Below are 17,450 nucleotides of genomic sequence, written 5' to 3'. Positions count from 1 at the left end.
CTTATGTTAATTAAACTGGCTTGGCGCAATTTATGGAGAAACAAACTACGTACCAGCATTGTATTGGGTGCCGTGGTTTTTGGTTTAATGGGGGTAACCCTGATGGTCGGTTTTATGAATGGTATGGTTGATAATATGCTCAGCAATGCGATTAACTGGCAAACCAGTCATCTGCAAATACATCAAAAATCCTATGCCGATGATCCTGATATTAATAAAACCATAGTGCAGGGGCAGGAGCTGGCGAAGCAGTTTAACAGTTTACCTGAAATAAAAGCGTGGACATCACGACATCTTGCTCAAGGTATGATCGCCTCTGCGCGGAGCACCCGCGGTGTTACCATCCTGGGTATTGATATTAACAGCGAAGTGAATATCACACCGATAGCGACAAATATTATCGACGGCCAATGGTTTGGCATTAAGGGCCGAAACCCGATTCTGGTATCCAGTAAAACCGCACAGCGTCTTAAACTTCGGGTTGGTTCAAAAGTGGTACTCACTTTTACTAATGTCAGTGGTGATGTCGCAGGTGCCGCCTTTCGTGTCTTAGGTATTTTTAAAACACCTGCCAGTGCATTTGATGATAACCATGTGTTTGTGCGTAAAGATGACTTAAAAAAATTAAGTGGTTTGAACGGCGACCATCAAATCGCGCTATTAGTAAAAAATGACACACAACTGCAAAGCATTAAAAGCAAGATAAAGCAGCAACTATCCACTGAGAATATCATTCAGGATTGGGGTGAAATCCAACCGATGCTTGCCACCATGACGGCAAGCATGGGATCAAGTAATCTGATCATCCTGGTTATTTTTGTGGTGGCAATGGGTTTTGGTATTGTCAATATCTTGCTGATGTCGGTCTTTGAACGCACCCGGGAGTTTGGTGTTTTGATGGCCGTGGGGATGCAAAAAAGCAAAATATTAGCGCTGATTTTACTTGAATCAACCTTTCTTGGGCTGGTGGGCGGGTTGTTAGGTGTTATTGCCTCATGGTCGCTTTTATCTGTGCTGCAGAAAACCGGACTACCGCTAACAGGCATGGCGGAAGGTTTGGGGGCAATGGGTATTGATTCCTTGTTATACCCACAAGTAAGCAGTAGTGATTATCTGTTAACTTTCAGTACAGTAGTATTGGCGAGTTTCTTGGCCGGTCTCTATCCGGCAAGACAAATTCTTAAACAGCGGCCTGTTGATGCAATGGCGGAGAAACATTAATGACCATAAAAATCACCCAATTATGTAAAACCTATAATCAGGATACTGATTTTCCGGTGCATGCAGTGGACCATTTAGATTTAGAGATAGCCCAAGGTGAGTTTGTGGCCGTAATGGGCCCGTCTGGTTCGGGTAAAACGACTCTGCTTAATATGTTAGGTGGCATTGACTCTCCCACGTCAGGCAAAGTCTGTATTGATGACAAGAATATTATTGAGTTACAGGAAAAAGATCGCATCGCTTATCGTCGCGATAATATCGGTTTTATCTTTCAGGACTATAGTTTGTTACCGGTATTAACGGCATTAGAGAATGTTGAGTTTGTAATGCAGCTGCAGGGGCATAGCGAAGCCGAATGCCGCCAACGTGCCACTGATTTGTTAATTAAAGTCGGACTGGCTGATCACTTACATAAAGTGCCTGCCAAACTTTCCGGCGGACAGCAGCAGCGTGTCGCCGTGGCGCGAGCGTTAGCACCGAGTCCTAAGTTTGTGATGGCGGATGAACCGACCGCTAACTTAGACGCTAAAAGTACGGCTGAACTGCTTGATATTATGCAGCAGCTTAATGAGCAGGAAGGCACCACCTTTATCTTTTCAACTCATGATCCGCGCGTTATCGGGCGTGCTAAACGCGTGATTGTTTTTGAAGATGGTAAAAAAACAGACGATAAACAGATAGAGCAGAAGCATAGCGGGGAAATAAAACAGTGAGACAACTTGGTCTACTATGCGTTTTAATCGCGACTGTTTTTAGTGCCTGTGCTTATGCACAAATTCCCGGACTGGCACCGCTGAAGAACTGGGATTTGGGTGGTTATGTGAAATATATGGGCACAGTTAACCTGCCGGACGATTATGACAATTCCGTCGATCATCTTATTCATCAGCGTTTTAATTATGAATATCGCTTTAATAAACAATTTCGTTTTAACGCCGGTATGCGTAACCGTTTGTTATTTGGTGATACAGCCGAGCTACCGGGATACGGGGACTTAATTGCATACGATCCCGGCTATATGGATCTCTCTACTAACTGGTTAGATAAAAACGGGCTGGTGGGAAATACCCAGTTTGACAGGCTCTATTTCGATTGGTCTACGGATAACTGGCAAGCACGTGGCGGACGTTTCCGTATCAATTGGGCAATGACCACCTTGTGGAATCCCAATGATATCTTTAACTCATATTCAATCTACGATTTTGATTATGAGGAGCGCGCCGGCAGTGATGCGCTATTACTGAAACGAAAACTTGGTTTTGCCAGTTCAGTGGAACTGGTTTACAACCCCAATCAAGACAGTGATCTTAATAGTTATGCTGGTCGTTATCTGTTTAATCAGCAAGGCTGGGATATGCAACTGTTAGCGGGTAAAGCACATTTAGATTATGTGCTTGGCGGCGGTTTTGCAGGTGACGTTAAAGGTGCGGGTTTACGCGGAGAAGTGACCTGGTTTGAACCCGCACAAGATGAATGGGACGATCAGCCCCTGCAATCATCGCTGGTGGCCTGTATTGAAAGTGATTACAGTTTTGCCGGTCGAGCTAACTGGATTGGGCGAATAGCAGCTTTATATATCTCTAACCCGCAAGATGTGGATAGTGCGCTGAAATTCTTAAATCTTCCCCTGACTGCGCGTACCTTAAGTTTTACTGAATTCACTTATTATGCTGAAATTGGTTTTGATCTGTCTGCACTAAGCCGTTTAACCTTCTCGGGCAGTTATTATGATGACGGCTCCTATTTTGTCGGTCTAAACAACAGTTATTCATTGGCTGATGATTGGCAACTGCTGGCGGTATTACAACGCTTTGCTGGCAGTTCGAGTAGTCTCTTTGGTCAAACCCCCAGCTTGTTAGCTTTTGCACAAGTTAAGTGGAGTTTTTAAGTCGGTAAATGTAACCTTAGCTTATCTCTTACTACATTCTGGACAGGTATGAACCGTTACCCCGTTATTGAAATCCCCTTTAATTACCGCGCCACTTGTTGGTTTTGCGGTGAGCCAAAATATAAAACCATCAATTTTCCTAAATACAGTAGCGAAGAAAACCTGTTAACCCATAGATCAATTTGTCTGCCAAGCTGCAATGAGTGCGCAACTATCGTTAAACGCAGCGCATTTAGCTCGCTTTATGCTTATCGCGATGCAATTAAAAAGGCATTAACAGTAAAGCACCAAAAGATACTGAGTATTGGTTCGAACTGGACCAAGCAGGAGCTTGAAGAGTCGGAACTGGAAGGCAGTGCCTTTGAAGGTTTTAAACGCAGCGCCTGGCCTATGTTTGAAATGATGCAGGGGCGTATTAATTACCAGGGATGGCAGTTAGTGGTCGCCAATGAAACGCTGACTATCGAGCAGGAGCATGACAGTTTTGATTTTGATGGTGTTACTTATGTCAGTCTGGATGATGCCGTAACTCATGCGGTGCAAACCTTTCACCTGGATGAGCAGCTGTTTACCCGCGTTTTAAGTGTGATAGGAAAAAACAAGTTTGGCCACGCAATCCGCCTGTGTCGTTTGTATCCGGCACTGACCAGTAAGAATCGCGAAGCGGTATTTTTGGATATTTTGCAGAGTATTGGTTTGTAACGAGAGGCTGGATTTTTTATTTTGAGCCGCATAGAAAGAAATCGCCTACTTTGTTTGTAGATATGGGGATTATTAAGGTTTTGGGTAAGCAGGAAAACTCAAACTGCAGTTGCATCATTATTGACCGAACATGTGGTAGAAGAGCCTGCACCAGCAGGCTCTAAATCAAAGTTAGCTTACAGCTTTGATAAAATCCGGATCGGAGAACAAAGCTTTTACTAAGTTTTGTACTAGATCTACATAACTCATTTGCCCGTTTGGTATTGCGATGTTACCCATGAAAGATGATTCGAATTCATGGTTTGCTGTGATATTTTTATCAAAAACCAGCTCCTCACCTTTCTTAACCATAAATTTAACCGAAATAACTCCTGTACCTATGCTAAAACCTGAAATATCTATATCATTTTCTAACAGTTCACCACTCACCACTGTATTAGATACACCAGACCAAACTTTGGCTAGCTTTAACTCTTCACTTAACGCTTTGGTTAAATAATCACCGAAACTGTTACCAACTGAAGAGTTTAAACTTGAGGCTCTTAAGCTGATGCTATTAAGGTTTTTATCCGTTTTAAAATGTCCCACATTGAGTGGTTTAACATCACTTTTTTTTATCACTTGAGCATTACTAATGGTGGGTTCGTAAGGTGGCGTAGCCACTGAACAACCACTGATAATCATAATGCTGAGTAAAAGTAGGTATCTCATAATATTTTCTTCTCTATTCTGTAAATGCAGTTTGATTTTCTAACTCTTCAGCTAGCTTAACGAAGGCTTGCTCTGTCGCACGCCTTGCTGATAGTGAAAAGTCATGCTTAAATTCATCAAATTCAGCATTACCTTCAACGTCAATGGTTTTTTCCCAAACAACTTTTCCTTCACTTTCAATTGCTTGACATGACAAGCTGATAGTGAAATTGGTAGGAGGCCATGTTAATGCACTGTCCGAACTGGAATCTGTTATTAGCTTGGGAATGAAAACATACTGAATATTATTTTCTTCAATGAAATTATTGTCTTCAAGAGAATCTACTTTATAGACATCTGAAAATTTATTCATAAGAACGGTATACAACACGGTTTCAGTGTCTTTATAGGGGGTGTATGTCACGCTATCCCCGCCGCCACCAGGAGTTGTAACGCTTTTTTTAATATCTTCTTTAGTGATAAAGTAACCAACCGTTTTATCTATCTTTTGCTCTGATTCGGTAAATTCTTTCATTTCAGGGTTCAGCTGAATTTGGTGAGAACAGCCTGATAAAATAAAAGCAAAAATAACCGCCAAAAATTTTATGTTTCCAGTCATAATTATATCCATATATGTGATTTGTGATGATTCATTCATAGCAACTAAAAAGCAACTAAAAGTAATGTCGGCATACTAGTGGTAATAGTTAACAATTTCAAGCGGTTGGTGTTCTTAATTGTGATCCGAGCGTAATATACGATGGATATTACGATAATGAAAAATGAACTTGCTGGGAAGACTGAGTAGGTATATTTAACTGAGTTAGCAGAAATGGAGTTGTAACTGCGAATAATGAGATAAAAAAAGGATAGCCAGTGTCGGCATCTCCTTTTTGTTTTTCAGTTCAAAGAGCTTATTCCTCTAGCGAACACTTTGTTTTTTTAGGTGGTTTAATGCATCCGATAACGAATCTCTAATGGTATGACCTAAAGCAATAATATCTGCGCAGGGTTTTACCAGATCCGGTACTTGGTAGACCTGCATTCCAGCGGCAATAGCTGAGCGTACACCGTTACTTGAATCTTCAAACGCGAGACAGTGTTGCGCAGATATATTTAAACGGCTTGCTGCAAGCAGAAATATTTCCGGATCGGGTTTGCCTTTGCTGACTTCACAGCCGTTGCTGAGGTGCTCAAAATAGTCGAATAATCCCGCCAGCTTTAACTTGGTGATTGCCAGCTCTTTATGGGTTGATGTGGCAACCGCGATCGGAATTGACTGCGCTTTTAACCAATCTAATAAATCTATAACGCCTTTCTTTACTGGGATAGCCTGCTGCTCAACGATTGGATGATAACGGTTCATCCACTCTATTCGTAATTGCTCGTAATCAAGATCTTCCCCGTAACCATCACAAATTACTTTTTTAATGCCCTGGGCATTACAGCCGATAATCCCTAAATACACATCTTCTAACATAGGCAGTGACAGGGCTTCGCACGCTTCACGAAATGCTTGTTGGCACACTCTTTCTGTATCTAAAAGAAGACCATCCATATCAAAAATTGCGGCTTTATAATTCATCATGTTTCCTACAGGTAAATGAGCTTGATAATATACAACAAAAGCTTTATTAGGGCATATAATAAGTTTTTCAACGGAATGGTACTGCATTCAGTACATGAAAATATCACAAATAAAGGAGAGAGATTGGTATGGCTAAAATTTTAACTGAAGAAGAGTTTCATGGTAGTAATATCCCTGTATATACACCTCAAGGGGATGAAAACAGCGCTCGATTTAAGATAAAAGAGGGGATCGCTAATGTATTATATACGCCGGCTCATGAAAACTTTGACGCTCCGAAAGGACAGCAGGGAAGTGGTAAGTTAATAGGCAAATGGCTGTATAACGAACAGCCTGATAAACAAGAGCGATTACTGAAAAGTGGTATCGAACTGTTTATGGATTCAAGTTTAGATCCTGATGCAAGTGTAGGTTTGCATGCTCATCTTGATACAGAAGAGCTCTATTATCTGTTGGAAGGGCAATTAACAATTGATCTTGTTGATAAAAATGGTGATGTTATTCAGCAGATATTAAACCCTGGAGATACTCACCTGATCCTTCCTGGAGAAAGCCATTTTGTTCAAGCGGGTGAACAGGGCGCAAGATTTATTGCTGTCGCGGCTAAAGTTACACCAATAGAGGCTAATAAATAAAAGCATAAAGGTAACTGTGGACAGTGTTAAGTTAGAGCTGTTTAACTGTCCATTCTGTTATCTGTATGGTTTAACCATCTGTTTTCTAACTCAGAGACTGGTAATGGACGTGAGAAATAATAACCTTGAACATTATTAATGCCGCAGTTGCGGGTTTCGGCCAGCTCCTCTTCTGTTTCGACACCTTCAGCAATAACAGCCAGATTAAAATTGTTGGCAAGACTGACAATGGTTTGTACGATTTTTTGATTATCCAAATTAAGATGAAGATTGCTAATAAATGCGCGGTCTATTTTTAAGGTGTCGATTGGTAATTGCGGAAGATAAGAGAGGCTTGAATAACCAGTACCGAAGTCATCAATACTAATCACAATATCCTTTTTGCGTATCTTATTGAGCAGCGTAATCATCTCTTCAATATTTTCCATCAACACCCCTTCTGTGAGTTCAATTTCCAGTAAATTACCGGGTATCTGATAGCGCTCGAGTTGCTGAAACAGATAGTCAGCAAAAGTAGGTTGACGCAGTTGAATTGCCGATACATTAATCGATACAGGGACGACCTGAATGTTATTATCAAGCCAGTATCTAATTTGTTGAAGGACACTTTTTATTACCCAATTACCAAGTTCAATAATAAAACCATTTTTCTCGGCGATTGGAATAAAGTCTGCGGGTGAAATCCATTGTTCATTATCTGTTTTCCAGCGCAGAAGTGACTCGCCCCCAACTAAAGCACCTGTATTTGAATCTATTTTGGGCTGATAGACTAAGCTAAATTCTTGTTTCTCCAGACCATAATGTAATTGATTGGATAATCTCATTTTATAAAGTAATTCATCGGCGAATTTTTGAATAAAATGCACGCAATGGTTGTTCTTATTTATTTTGCCTTGTGCCATGGCTAAATCAGCATGTTTTAACAGGGTTTCATAATCACGTCCGTCTTGCGGGGCAACGGCAATACCAAAACTGGCACTAATATTGTAATTTACTTCTTTGAGTACTACTGGTGCTTCGAATTTCTGCAGTAATGCAACTTGTAGTTTTTCGAGTGAATTCTCCAGCTTAGAATAGTTATGAGCGATAACAAATTCATCGCCACTTAATCGCGCGACGATAGTATTGTCATCAACCAATGATTTTAATCGCTTTGATATCTGCACAAGGGCTTCATCACCGCGGGTGTGGCCTAAGCTGTCATTGATTGTTTTGAAATTATTCAAATCGAACAAGATGACCGCGACAGTACAATTATTCAGGTTTAATAACTTGGTGATACGCTGGTTAAAAGATATACGGTTTGGTAAATCGGTAAGATGATCATGATAAGCAAGGTGAACCATTTTCTGCTCGGCATGTTTTCGTTTGGTGATATCTCGGGCCATTCCTGCCGTTCCCACGATCTGATTGTGGTTATCAAATACCGGAACCTTTATTGTTTCAGACCATCCAACAGTGCCATCTGAGCCGGTTATCTGCTCTTCAGTATGAAATGTTTTTCTCTGTTTCTGGGTTTTCATATCATCTTCATAATAACCTTGAGCTTGCTCCGGATCTACGCTGATATCAAAGTCCGTTTTTCCTATAATATCTTCCTTAGCAAAACCAAATGCTCTAGAAAATTGTGTGTTAACTAATAAAAATCGTGATTCTTTATCTTTAACCCAAGTGAGATCTGGAATGCTGTTTATCAGCGCTTGTAAATGGTGATGGGTTCGCTTGATGGTTCGATGACTACGCTCAATAATTAGCAGGCGTAAACCAACCACTAATAAAACTATCAGTAAAATGATTGAAAATGATGTCATATTAAAAGCCTGAATTTTGCAGTTAGCTGATAGAATGTTTACTTATCATAGTGCGATTTTTATACTCTAGATAGTCAAATATGCCAGTAATGTGAACCACGTGATTGATCAAGTGCATAGCGTTAAAAATATAATTATTCACGCTAGGTTTTAACAATTGCACTGTATCTTTAAATGCTGGTCTAAATTATATTGTCTTCCAATTCTGTCGAGTGCTTTTCTTTTTAGGGATTTGGCAATTATAGAAAACTACCTTTGTATCTTGCTGAAATATTTTAGATTAATAGGCTCAGATAATAGATAATTATTGCATATATTTAATATCTTGATGAGTTTATGGCTTTGATAAACAACACAGAAAAAGCAAAGTATCTCAATACTCCCTCAAGATAAACACAGCGCCTTGTATTTTTAGGATGAAATTTTTCATGCAAATTCCCTTTCTATATTAGGTAGCTAGTTATAATTGCCTGCTTTTTCCTATTATTTGGAGATTTCCAATTGAACAAATTGATCCATTTTATTCGCTCTGTTTTAGTCAGTTTACTGCTGAGTTTTTCTTTTTTTAGCAGTGTTGTTATTGCGGCTAATAGCTCCCTTGAGCAAACCTCAACTGGGTGGTTAATTAATCCTAATCACCCGCCCGTTTCTGTGCAGATGCAGTTAACTGGGCAAAGTTCCTCATTATTAAAGACCGTTAATGCAGTTTTGCAAGTGAGGTTAGAGGGAGAATGGAAAACCTACTGGCGCTCACCGGGAGAAGGAGGTGTTGCACCCTCTTTTGATTTTTCGACCTCATCAAATATCGGCGAAGTTGTTTGGGCGTGGCCTGCTCCTAAACGTTATCCCGTATTGGGAGTGGAAACCTTGGGTTACAAGGGGGTTATTAACTTCCCGATTACTTTGCATCTTCAAGATTTTGCAAAACCTGTGCTTTTAAAAGGTACTTTAACCATGGCGTCATGCACCAATATTTGTGTATTGAGCGACTACGAAATTGAATTGAACTTTGAAAGTGAAAATTTGGCGATCAATGACGACGCATTTTTTGCTTATAATCAGGCACTTGGTGCTGTACCAATGAAAGTTGATCTACAAGCTATTGAAAACAGACAAACCAGTTCAACAATTACTGGATTTCGCTCTTCCTGGGATAATCAAAAACAAACGCTAGTTGTACAAGTTGAGAATAAAATGGGCTGGTTATCTCCCGATCTTTTTGTTGATTCATCTGATAGTGAGCTTGATGGTGTTAGCTTTTCAACACCTGAAATAACGATTGCAGGTGATCAGATAAGCGCAGAAATTATTGCCAGCAGCTGGACAGGTAAGCTTGATTTAAATGGCCGTTTATTGAATGTCACTGTGATTGATAATGACTTGGCAGTGGAGCTCGCTACCCAGCCATCAGGGAAAATTATTTTGAGTGAGTCCAATACGGTTTTGTCGATGTTTATATTTGCGCTAATCGGCGGGCTTATTTTAAATATCATGCCATGTGTCTTACCTGTATTAGGGATGAAATTAAGTACCGTACTATCGGCTCATGGCATTGAACGTAAGCAGATTCGCTGGCAGTTCCTCGCTTCATCGGCAGGTATTTTGAGTTCTTTCTGGTTATTAGCGGCTTTTTTATTGATGCTTAAATTTTCAGGGCAAGCATTAGGTTGGGGGATTCAATTCCAAAGCCCTTATTTTATTAGTGTGATGGTGGCTGTCACAGCCCTGTTTGCCGCTAATATGCTGGGATTATTTGAAATTCAGTTACCAGCAAAAGCACAAACATGGTTAGCGACGAGAGGCTCACAATCCTATTTAGGTTATTACCTGCAGGGTATGTTTGCGACGTTATTAGCAACGCCTTGTAGCGCGCCATTTTTAGGCACAGCGGTGGCGTTTGCTTTAGGTGCATCAGCTTTTGAGTTATTTATTATTTTTACTGCATTAGGGCTGGGTATGGCATTGCCCTGGTTATTGATAGCCCTGTTTCCATCAACTGCTCTATGGTTACCAAAACCAGGGAAATGGATGAATAGCATAAAAATCGTTTTTGCATTAATGATTTTAATTACCAGCTACTGGCTGTTAAGTTTATTAACCATCTTTATTGGTAGCACGCTTACGCTCTTAATCGGTCTGTTGCTAACTATTTTATTATTGCTCTTAATCGGCAATAAGCGTGGTAAAAAAGTGTTAATGATTGTCTTGGCCACTATTTTAGTCAGTAGCGTTGCCATTACGCTTGTTGCCAGCTTAACCGCTAATAAATGGGTTACCCCACTTGCCGAGTTAAAATGGGTTCCTTTAAATAGTGAGCAGATTGAACAACAAGTTAAGCAGGGTAAGGTGGTATTTGTTGATGTTACCGCGGACTGGTGTGTAACTTGTAAGGCGAATAAAATCGGCGTGTTATTACAAGAGCCTATCTACAGCCTGCTGCAAGACGACAATATTATGATTATGAAAGGTGATTGGACTGTACCTTCTGATGCAGTCACTGCTTATTTACAATCCTATGGGCGCTTTGGTGTGCCATTTAATATTGTTTACGGCCCGGGGGCACCGCAAGGCATTCCTTTAGCAACGATATTAACCACTGAATCGGTGCTTTCTGCTATCCAACAGGCAAAAGGGCTCAATAATGACTGAAGATCATAAAAAAACCAAAGGTGTATTGGGTTGGATAAAAGAGGTGGTTATCCTGTTATTGATAGCCACCCTTGTTGCTTTTGCTGTTGATATTTGGCGCAGTCAGTCGATGGTTTCAGGGCAGGCGCCTGATTTAATACAAACTTCTGTACAAGGTGAAAAATTGGATTTAGCAGCGCTCAGTCAGGAAAAACCTGTATTGGTTTATTTCTGGGCAACATGGTGTGCAGTCTGCAGCACTGTTTCTCCTTCGGTTGATTTTCTTTCCAATCATTCTCAGGTGGTGACGGTGGCGTTAGCTTCGGGAGAGCCCGCTAGAATCAAGCAATATTTGCAGGCAAAAGAGTATGATTTTAACGTTATTAACGATGCCAAAGGTCAGATAAGTAAAGCGTGGGGCGTGTCGTTCACACCAACTATTTTTATTATTGATAAAGGTGAAATCAAGTCTGTGACAACAGGGTTCACATCACCGCTAGGTATGTGGTTGCGTTTACTATTCGCTTGAGCTTAACGCCATAGCAAAAAGCAGCAAATACTCGCTGCTTTTTGTGGACGTTCTATTTACTTTTAACTAGCAAGATTGACCAGATATTTATGCGGATTGCTATTAATTAACCGTGAAAACCTACAAACCAGTTGATGATTAATGCGTTAGCTAAATCAATAAAGAAACCACATACTAAAGGCACGACAATAAATGCGCGATGGGCTGCGCCATATTGCTGTGTGACTGCGGTCATATTAACAATCGCAGTGGCGGTGGAGCCAAGCGTTATCCCGCCAAAACCCGCACTTATAACGGCGGCTTGGTAATCTTTGCCCATAAACCGGTAAACGATAAACACTGTAAAAACGATTGAGAGCAGGGCTTGCAGGAACATCACCGAGCTTAAGTAGGCAATCGCACTTTGTAACTGCCATAACTGCAATGCCATTAGTGCCATGGTCAGGAACATGCCAAGACAGATATCTGAAATTAAACCTAAACCTTGTTGTGTATTTTCATTTGTTTTTCTCTTTAATACCAAACTCTTAAAGTTACCAATAAAAATACCAGCAATTAAACAGGAAACAAACATAGGCAATTTCAACCCTGTTTCAGCAATTAACATGTCCAGCATGTAACCAATCATTAAACTGACATTTAATATTAACCAGGCATGTAATACCCCAAAATGATCGAGCTTTACGTGGTCTTTATGGCTGATACCGATATCTAAATGATGATCGTCACTCGGTGTTAATTTATGGCGGTTAATTAAGTAGTTTGCAATAGGGCCTCCCATCACACAAGCTAGGATCAGACCTATGGTATTACTGGCGATACCCATTTCAGCAGCACCTTGTATGCCCATCTCTTCGTAAATAGGTGCCCATGCCATGGCCGTGCCAACGCCGCCAATTAGTGAAATTGAACCAGACATTAGCCCTAATAATGGCTCTAATCCAAAGGCGGTGGCGACACTAATACCGAGGATGTTTTGTAACACTATGTAGATCACGGCAATGCCGGTTAATAGCGCTAGTGGTTTGCCACCAGAGAGTAGGGTTTTAAAGTCAGCGTTTAAGCCAATACCTGCGAAGAAATAGAGCAGAAGAATATCGCGAACTTCTAAATCAAAATGAATTTCGATATTAAATAGATAATAAAATAACGCAACAACGGTTGCACAAACAAAACCACCAATTACTGGTTCTGGAATGCTGTATTTACGTAATAGGCTTGAGTTGAGAGTTGCGTATTTACCGATAAACAGCAAAATAATCGCTAGGGTAAACGACACAAATGCTTTGATCGTAATAAGTTCCATATTCATCCTTTAGAGCTTTAGTTATCTGTTATTCAAACGATTATTATCATGTTAAGGTTATTTCTATGGTAAAAAGAATAGCCTTTTCTCAGTAATTTGCTAAATCTTATTTTGAAAATGATTTAACAGAAAATCGATTAATAGCCTGATTCGATGGGGTATTAAATCTTTACCTGGATACACTGACCTGCTGGCATTATCACTGAGCTGATACTCATCAAGCCAGTAGGATAAGCGTTTATTATCAATAAAATGCAGGCACGTATAGCTGATTACAATTTAGGCTCGGATGTTGCGGATGTTATTGCCAAACAACTCGAGCGTCACGCGATGACTCATTTCGGTGAAAAACAATCAGTAACCCTTGAATCCAGTCGTAATATTTTATTAGCAAGTATCTAAAAAACGAGTAAAAAAAATCGGACATTTATGGATTTCCATAGCCGTCCGATTTTTAGTTATAATAAACTTTTAACCTAGCGTTAAAAGTTTACTCACATTTGCTAACCATCATAGTTCCGCCCTTAAGGGTTTTATCTACTTTAAAGCTGTAAACATAAGTTCCCGCTTCCGGGATAGTGATTGGTGATTCAGTACCCATTCCAGATGCTGTCATCATTGCTTGTTCTTGGCCAATGATTACGCTCCCAGATTTAGCAACTGCAAATTCAGATGACCAGTCGCCAGCTGCAAATTTGAATGAGAATGCACTTGCTTGTTTCTCTTTCACAACAACTTGGTAAACACCCTTACCTTTGTATTTAAATTTACGTGAGCTTGGTATTGCATTAAAACCATCACCCCCTTTATAGGTACCACGAATCCATATATTCTTCCCAAGTGGTCCTTTTCCTTTGTATGTTGGAGCATTACATTTTGCAAGAACACCTGCACCCGTTAGACCGCCTGCTTTTGCTGCGATGCTTGGTCCCTCTTTCGAAGGTGACGCTATCTCATAAAAAGCGGCTGTAAATGGTGCAAGTGTTAATTCATACTGACCGTTTACTAAGTTAACGGTTTGCTCTGCTAATAAGTTATTCAGGGCACCGTTACTGCCGATTGCTTCAGCCGTAAGTGTGATTTTAGCCTCTTTAGCCTTCGTATTTACTAGGTAAAGGATATGATCATCAGTAGCATCTTTGCGGTCGATATAAATCGCATCATCAGAATGGATATGAGTACGGCTACCGTTATATAGAGCTGGATGGGCATTACGCATTGCCATCAGTGATGATACATATTGCTTAAGATCGGATTCCTGCGCATTAAGTACGCCTATTTCACCGCCAACAGTCGTCGCAATACCTTCAATTTTCACATTAGAGCGAGCTACGTGATCATCACACATGCCGCTATCACCTGAACATTTTTGGATTTTAGCTGCAAAATCATCTACTTGAGCTCCAATCTCTTCACCATAATAAAGAGTGATTGGACCACTGTAAGCTGCCATAAAGCTTAGGGCTGCCTTGTGACGTTCCCAATATTCAGCATCTTCAGGATCTGCAATATTGCCGCGTTGCAGTAGATCGCCAAAACGTACTAAATCGTGATTTCCTAACATTAGATTAGGCATCGCATGGCTAGGGTAAGAAACATGAGAGAATAGTGCTTCATCTAAATGGGTTGCAGGGCGATTGCCGCCACTGTTTTCATCGACAGCAAAAGTCTGTACCACTGAGTAACGCACAGGGAAATCAAATGCAGAAGGAAGAGCCGGAGCTTTCTCGCTGCCATAACCTTGTGCAGCTATATCATTTGCGCCGGTACGCCAGATTTCAGCAACCATGTAACCAAGCGGGTTAACAGTTTCACCGTTAAATGTATATGTTTGAGCAGCAGATGCTGTTTTTACAACTTTACTGATTTCATTCCACTGTTCAAGTGGCAGCTGATAGGCTTGGTCAAGACGCCAGCCGTCAATCTTCAGTTCGTTTACCCAGTATGCCGCAACCTCTTTATAGAACTCAGTATCTTCAGGGAATTTTGCATGAAAACCAGCATTACCCTGCGCTTTACCTGTTGTTGGCAAACGACCTTCAGGTGAAGCGACTACGTTACCTTTGTGATGGCCAAAAACACCATCAAAGATTACATACATGCCCTTGGCATGAGCCTGCTCTACTAATTCTTTAGCCTGTTCTAGTGTTCCGAACTTAGGATCTATCTTGAAATAATCACTGCTGAAATATCCTGTAGCATCAAGGCGATCTGCCCACTGATCCTGACCGTCACGAGCAATAGATTCAAATATTGGTGTTAGCCAAATGGTATTTATACCTAATGATTTAATATAGTCCAGAGAGGCGGTAACACCAGCAATATCACCGTTATGATGACTTGTACCGTAACCCGTACCAAAACCGGCCGTGCTATCGGCATCAACAAAAGATTCAACCATTACCTGATACATACGCAGGTTACAGGCCGCTTCTGCACTATCTGGCTGATTACAGACCAGGTGATTATCAGAAGCGCTTTTTGCTTGCTCAACCTTAACATCCAGGATTGCAGACTGTTTTGCTTCTGAAGCCGACTGACCACTACCACCAGCACAGGCGGTAAGTAAAGCTGAGACAGATAGAGCTAATAGAGTTTTCCGTAACATCATATATATATACCTTAAAAGCTTAAAAATAGGACTAAATAATAAAAGTCAGGCATTTAAGCATATATGGGCGAAACTGAAACTGTTACGGGTCACACTCCCCAATTAACAAGAAAAGCAAAGTGTAAAACTATGATCAATAAAAGAATCACAGACAAAAAAGTGTAAAATAATTTATGATTTTAGAGTCATTGTGTTATGGGGGCGTAGGCGCTTATTTTGCTTTAGGGGCGTAGAAGCTCCTGTTTTTGCTGTTTTTTTAAACACGAAACAAAAAAACAGGAAAAGTATTGCCCGCCGAGCAAGGGCTAAATTTTTTCCTGTTTACATAAGTTATATTAACTTTATGTTTTATAACAAAGCCTTGCGCTATCTGTCGATAAGCCAAACCCGAATTTTCATCCTTAACCGGCCGATCCCATTGCGCAAATAATCGATCCGTTTTATCGGAATTAAGCTGTTGTTTATGTCACTTTTATCGGGCTTTGCGGCTGTTTATTAATATGCAGAGTAAATACATCCGGTCGAGAATAATGGCCCGCCACATCCAAAACACGTTTTGCGTTAGCCACTTGCTGTAAATCCACTTCAGCATACAAGATGCCATGCTCTTTATGTTTCGGACCCACTATAATTTTACCGCCGGGTGCGACAACGAGTGAGTCTCCGTTATTAATCCATTCATCCGGATCGGGGTATAATTGCTGTTTATCAGGAAAATCATCGGGCAGATCTGCACAGTTTAATGCAACACCACTGCTTATCACCCAGCAACGACCTTCACGCGCAATATGCTGCATGCTACCAATCCAGCCTTCACCACAGTCATAGGTGGGAGCAATATAAATTTCCACTCCTTGGGCAAACAAGCTATAACGAGCCAACGGCATATAGTTTTCCCAGCATATTAATGTACCTAAACGCCCGGCTGGGCTGTCAACGACATTCAGGCCTGAGCCATCGCCAAATCCCCAGACCATACGCTCCGGATTGGTAGGCATCAGTTTACGATGGCGATTTAATAGCTCACCATCATTGCCGATCGTAACTACTGAGTTATACACTGTGCATCGGCTTAATTGACCGTCTCGTTCATTTAATCCGCAAACCACTGTCACATTATGTAACTTAGCCGCCTCCTGTATCGGTTTAAGCTGGCCTGCATCAATATCAACCGCTGCATCCAATAAAGCTTGGTGTAATTTCTCACTGACGGTCCAATCACTACCGGGTCTTAAGCGCCATATCCAGGCTGGATATCCTGAAATAAATGCCTCCGGAAATATTACTAATTGCGCTTTTTCTTTGGCCGCTTGTGCGATTAACTGCACTGCTTTGTGAATGGTTTTATGACGATCAAACAACACCGGAGCGTGTTGTATTACTGCTACTTTAATCATGTTTATCTCCTCGTTTATTTTCGAGAAAGTAATTAGTTATGTTATTAATTGTCCATAAGAAATTAATAACATAACCAAGTTGTTCAATAACCATTAGATGTTTGCATATATTTAACCTTCAGCAGTCACGGGATCAATTACACGTTTGATTTCTGTTACTTTTGTAGCCGGAAAGCCGCTACGTTGTGCATGTTCATCGACGAGTTCCGCATTGTCGGCAAGATAGATACAGAAGGTTTTATTGCTGGTTACATAAGAATGTTCCCACTGAACATTTTTGCGTTCTGCTTTCATATCATTAAGCACGCCATTGGATTTCCCGGCCGCTTCACGTAATGCATCATGATCCGCTGTGCCAATTTCGGGGATATCCCGTTCAATCATATACCTAGGCATGATATTTCTCCTTTTGCTAAATAAATTTCCAGCTAAACAGAGATACTT

16 protein-coding genes are annotated in these 17,450 nt (G+C 40.8%); 8 read left to right on the top strand and 8 right to left on the bottom strand.

The window, feature by feature from the left end; translation table 11 throughout:
- Positions 1-3 precede the first annotated feature (3 nt).
- The 4 genes from AC4GME_RS04205 to AC4GME_RS04190 are packed head-to-tail and all read left to right on the top strand — an operon-like array spanning position 4 to position 3,811.
- Complete coding sequence (locus tag AC4GME_RS04205) at positions 4-1,221, top strand: ABC transporter permease (protein ID WP_490375734.1); 1,218 nt, start codon at positions 4-6, stop codon at positions 1,219-1,221.
- Positions 1,221-1,934: an ABC transporter ATP-binding protein gene (locus AC4GME_RS04200; RefSeq protein WP_490375735.1), complete on the top strand. Its 714-nt coding sequence runs from the start codon at positions 1,221-1,223 to the stop codon at positions 1,932-1,934. The genes AC4GME_RS04205 and AC4GME_RS04200 overlap by 1 nt, the downstream gene beginning before the upstream one ends.
- The gene (locus tag AC4GME_RS04195) at positions 1,931-3,109 is read left to right on the top strand and encodes a hypothetical protein (RefSeq protein ID WP_490375736.1); all 1,179 of its coding nucleotides are present in this window, start codon (positions 1,931-1,933) and stop codon (positions 3,107-3,109) included. The genes AC4GME_RS04200 and AC4GME_RS04195 overlap by 4 nt, the downstream gene beginning before the upstream one ends.
- Positions 3,110-3,157: 48 nt before the next feature.
- A complete protein-coding gene (locus tag AC4GME_RS04190; protein ID WP_490375737.1) occupies positions 3,158-3,811 on the top strand; it encodes a hypothetical protein in 654 nt (217 codons plus the stop codon).
- Positions 3,812-3,982: 171 nt separating this feature from the next.
- Here the strand turns inward: AC4GME_RS04190 and AC4GME_RS04185 are convergent, their stop codons facing one another.
- The 3 genes from AC4GME_RS04185 to AC4GME_RS04175 all read right to left on the bottom strand — a co-directional run bounded on the left by AC4GME_RS04185 (position 3,983) and on the right by AC4GME_RS04175 (position 6,086).
- A complete protein-coding gene (locus AC4GME_RS04185) occupies positions 3,983-4,522 on the bottom strand; it encodes a hypothetical protein (protein WP_490375738.1) in 540 nt (179 codons plus the stop codon).
- A gap of 13 nt (positions 4,523-4,535) precedes the next feature.
- Positions 4,536-5,120, bottom strand: coding sequence for a hypothetical protein (locus AC4GME_RS04180; protein ID WP_490375739.1), 585 nt, complete (start codon positions 5,118-5,120; stop codon positions 4,536-4,538).
- 303 nt (positions 5,121-5,423) lie between these two features.
- A complete protein-coding gene (locus AC4GME_RS04175; protein ID WP_490375740.1) occupies positions 5,424-6,086 on the bottom strand; it encodes an HAD family hydrolase in 663 nt (220 codons plus the stop codon).
- A gap of 131 nt (positions 6,087-6,217) precedes the next feature.
- Here AC4GME_RS04175 and AC4GME_RS04170 point away from each other — a divergent pair, with 131 nt between their 5' ends.
- A complete protein-coding gene (locus tag AC4GME_RS04170; RefSeq protein ID WP_490375741.1) occupies positions 6,218-6,724 on the top strand; it encodes a cupin domain-containing protein in 507 nt (168 codons plus the stop codon).
- Between the two features lie 41 nt (positions 6,725-6,765).
- Here AC4GME_RS04170 and AC4GME_RS04165 read toward each other — a convergent pair whose 3' ends face one another.
- The gene (locus AC4GME_RS04165) at positions 6,766-8,535 is read right to left on the bottom strand and encodes a putative bifunctional diguanylate cyclase/phosphodiesterase (protein WP_490375742.1); all 1,770 of its coding nucleotides are present in this window, start codon (positions 8,533-8,535) and stop codon (positions 6,766-6,768) included.
- Positions 8,536-9,045: 510 nt separating this feature from the next.
- On the opposite strand from AC4GME_RS04165, the gene AC4GME_RS04160 reads away from it, so the two are divergent.
- Positions 9,046-11,184 (top strand): protein-disulfide reductase DsbD family protein, encoded by a 2,139-nt coding sequence (locus tag AC4GME_RS04160; RefSeq protein ID WP_490375748.1) that lies wholly within the window; start codon positions 9,046-9,048, stop codon positions 11,182-11,184.
- A complete protein-coding gene (locus AC4GME_RS04155; RefSeq protein ID WP_490375743.1) occupies positions 11,177-11,692 on the top strand; it encodes a protein disulfide oxidoreductase in 516 nt (171 codons plus the stop codon). The genes AC4GME_RS04160 and AC4GME_RS04155 overlap by 8 nt, the downstream gene beginning before the upstream one ends.
- A 106-nt stretch (positions 11,693-11,798) precedes the next feature.
- Here AC4GME_RS04155 and gltS read toward each other — a convergent pair whose 3' ends face one another.
- Positions 11,799-12,998 carry a sodium/glutamate symporter gene (gene gltS, locus AC4GME_RS04150; protein WP_490375744.1) on the bottom strand — a complete coding sequence of 400 codons (1,200 nt, stop codon included), beginning with the start codon at positions 12,996-12,998 and terminating at the stop codon, positions 11,799-11,801.
- Between the two features lie 252 nt (positions 12,999-13,250).
- On the opposite strand from gltS, the gene AC4GME_RS04145 reads away from it, so the two are divergent.
- Complete coding sequence (locus AC4GME_RS04145) at positions 13,251-13,400, top strand: hypothetical protein (protein ID WP_490375745.1); 150 nt, start codon at positions 13,251-13,253, stop codon at positions 13,398-13,400.
- Positions 13,401-13,488: 88 nt separating this feature from the next.
- Here AC4GME_RS04145 and AC4GME_RS04140 read toward each other — a convergent pair whose 3' ends face one another.
- The 3 genes from AC4GME_RS04140 to AC4GME_RS04130 all read right to left on the bottom strand — a co-directional run bounded on the left by AC4GME_RS04140 (position 13,489) and on the right by AC4GME_RS04130 (position 17,402).
- The gene (locus AC4GME_RS04140) at positions 13,489-15,609 is read right to left on the bottom strand and encodes an alpha-amylase family glycosyl hydrolase (RefSeq protein WP_490375746.1); all 2,121 of its coding nucleotides are present in this window, start codon (positions 15,607-15,609) and stop codon (positions 13,489-13,491) included.
- Positions 15,610-16,070: 461 nt separating this feature from the next.
- Positions 16,071-17,006, bottom strand: coding sequence for a carbon-nitrogen hydrolase family protein (locus tag AC4GME_RS04135; RefSeq protein ID WP_490379049.1), 936 nt, complete (start codon positions 17,004-17,006; stop codon positions 16,071-16,073).
- Positions 17,007-17,117: 111 nt separating this feature from the next.
- Complete coding sequence (locus AC4GME_RS04130) at positions 17,118-17,402, bottom strand: DUF4242 domain-containing protein (protein WP_490375663.1); 285 nt, start codon at positions 17,400-17,402, stop codon at positions 17,118-17,120.
- Between the last annotated feature and the right edge of the window lie 48 nt (positions 17,403-17,450).

This window comes from Psychromonas sp. (assembly GCF_983033635.1).
Note: the sequence above shows the minus strand (reverse complement) of the source record. Positions and strands in the feature narration are given on the sequence as shown.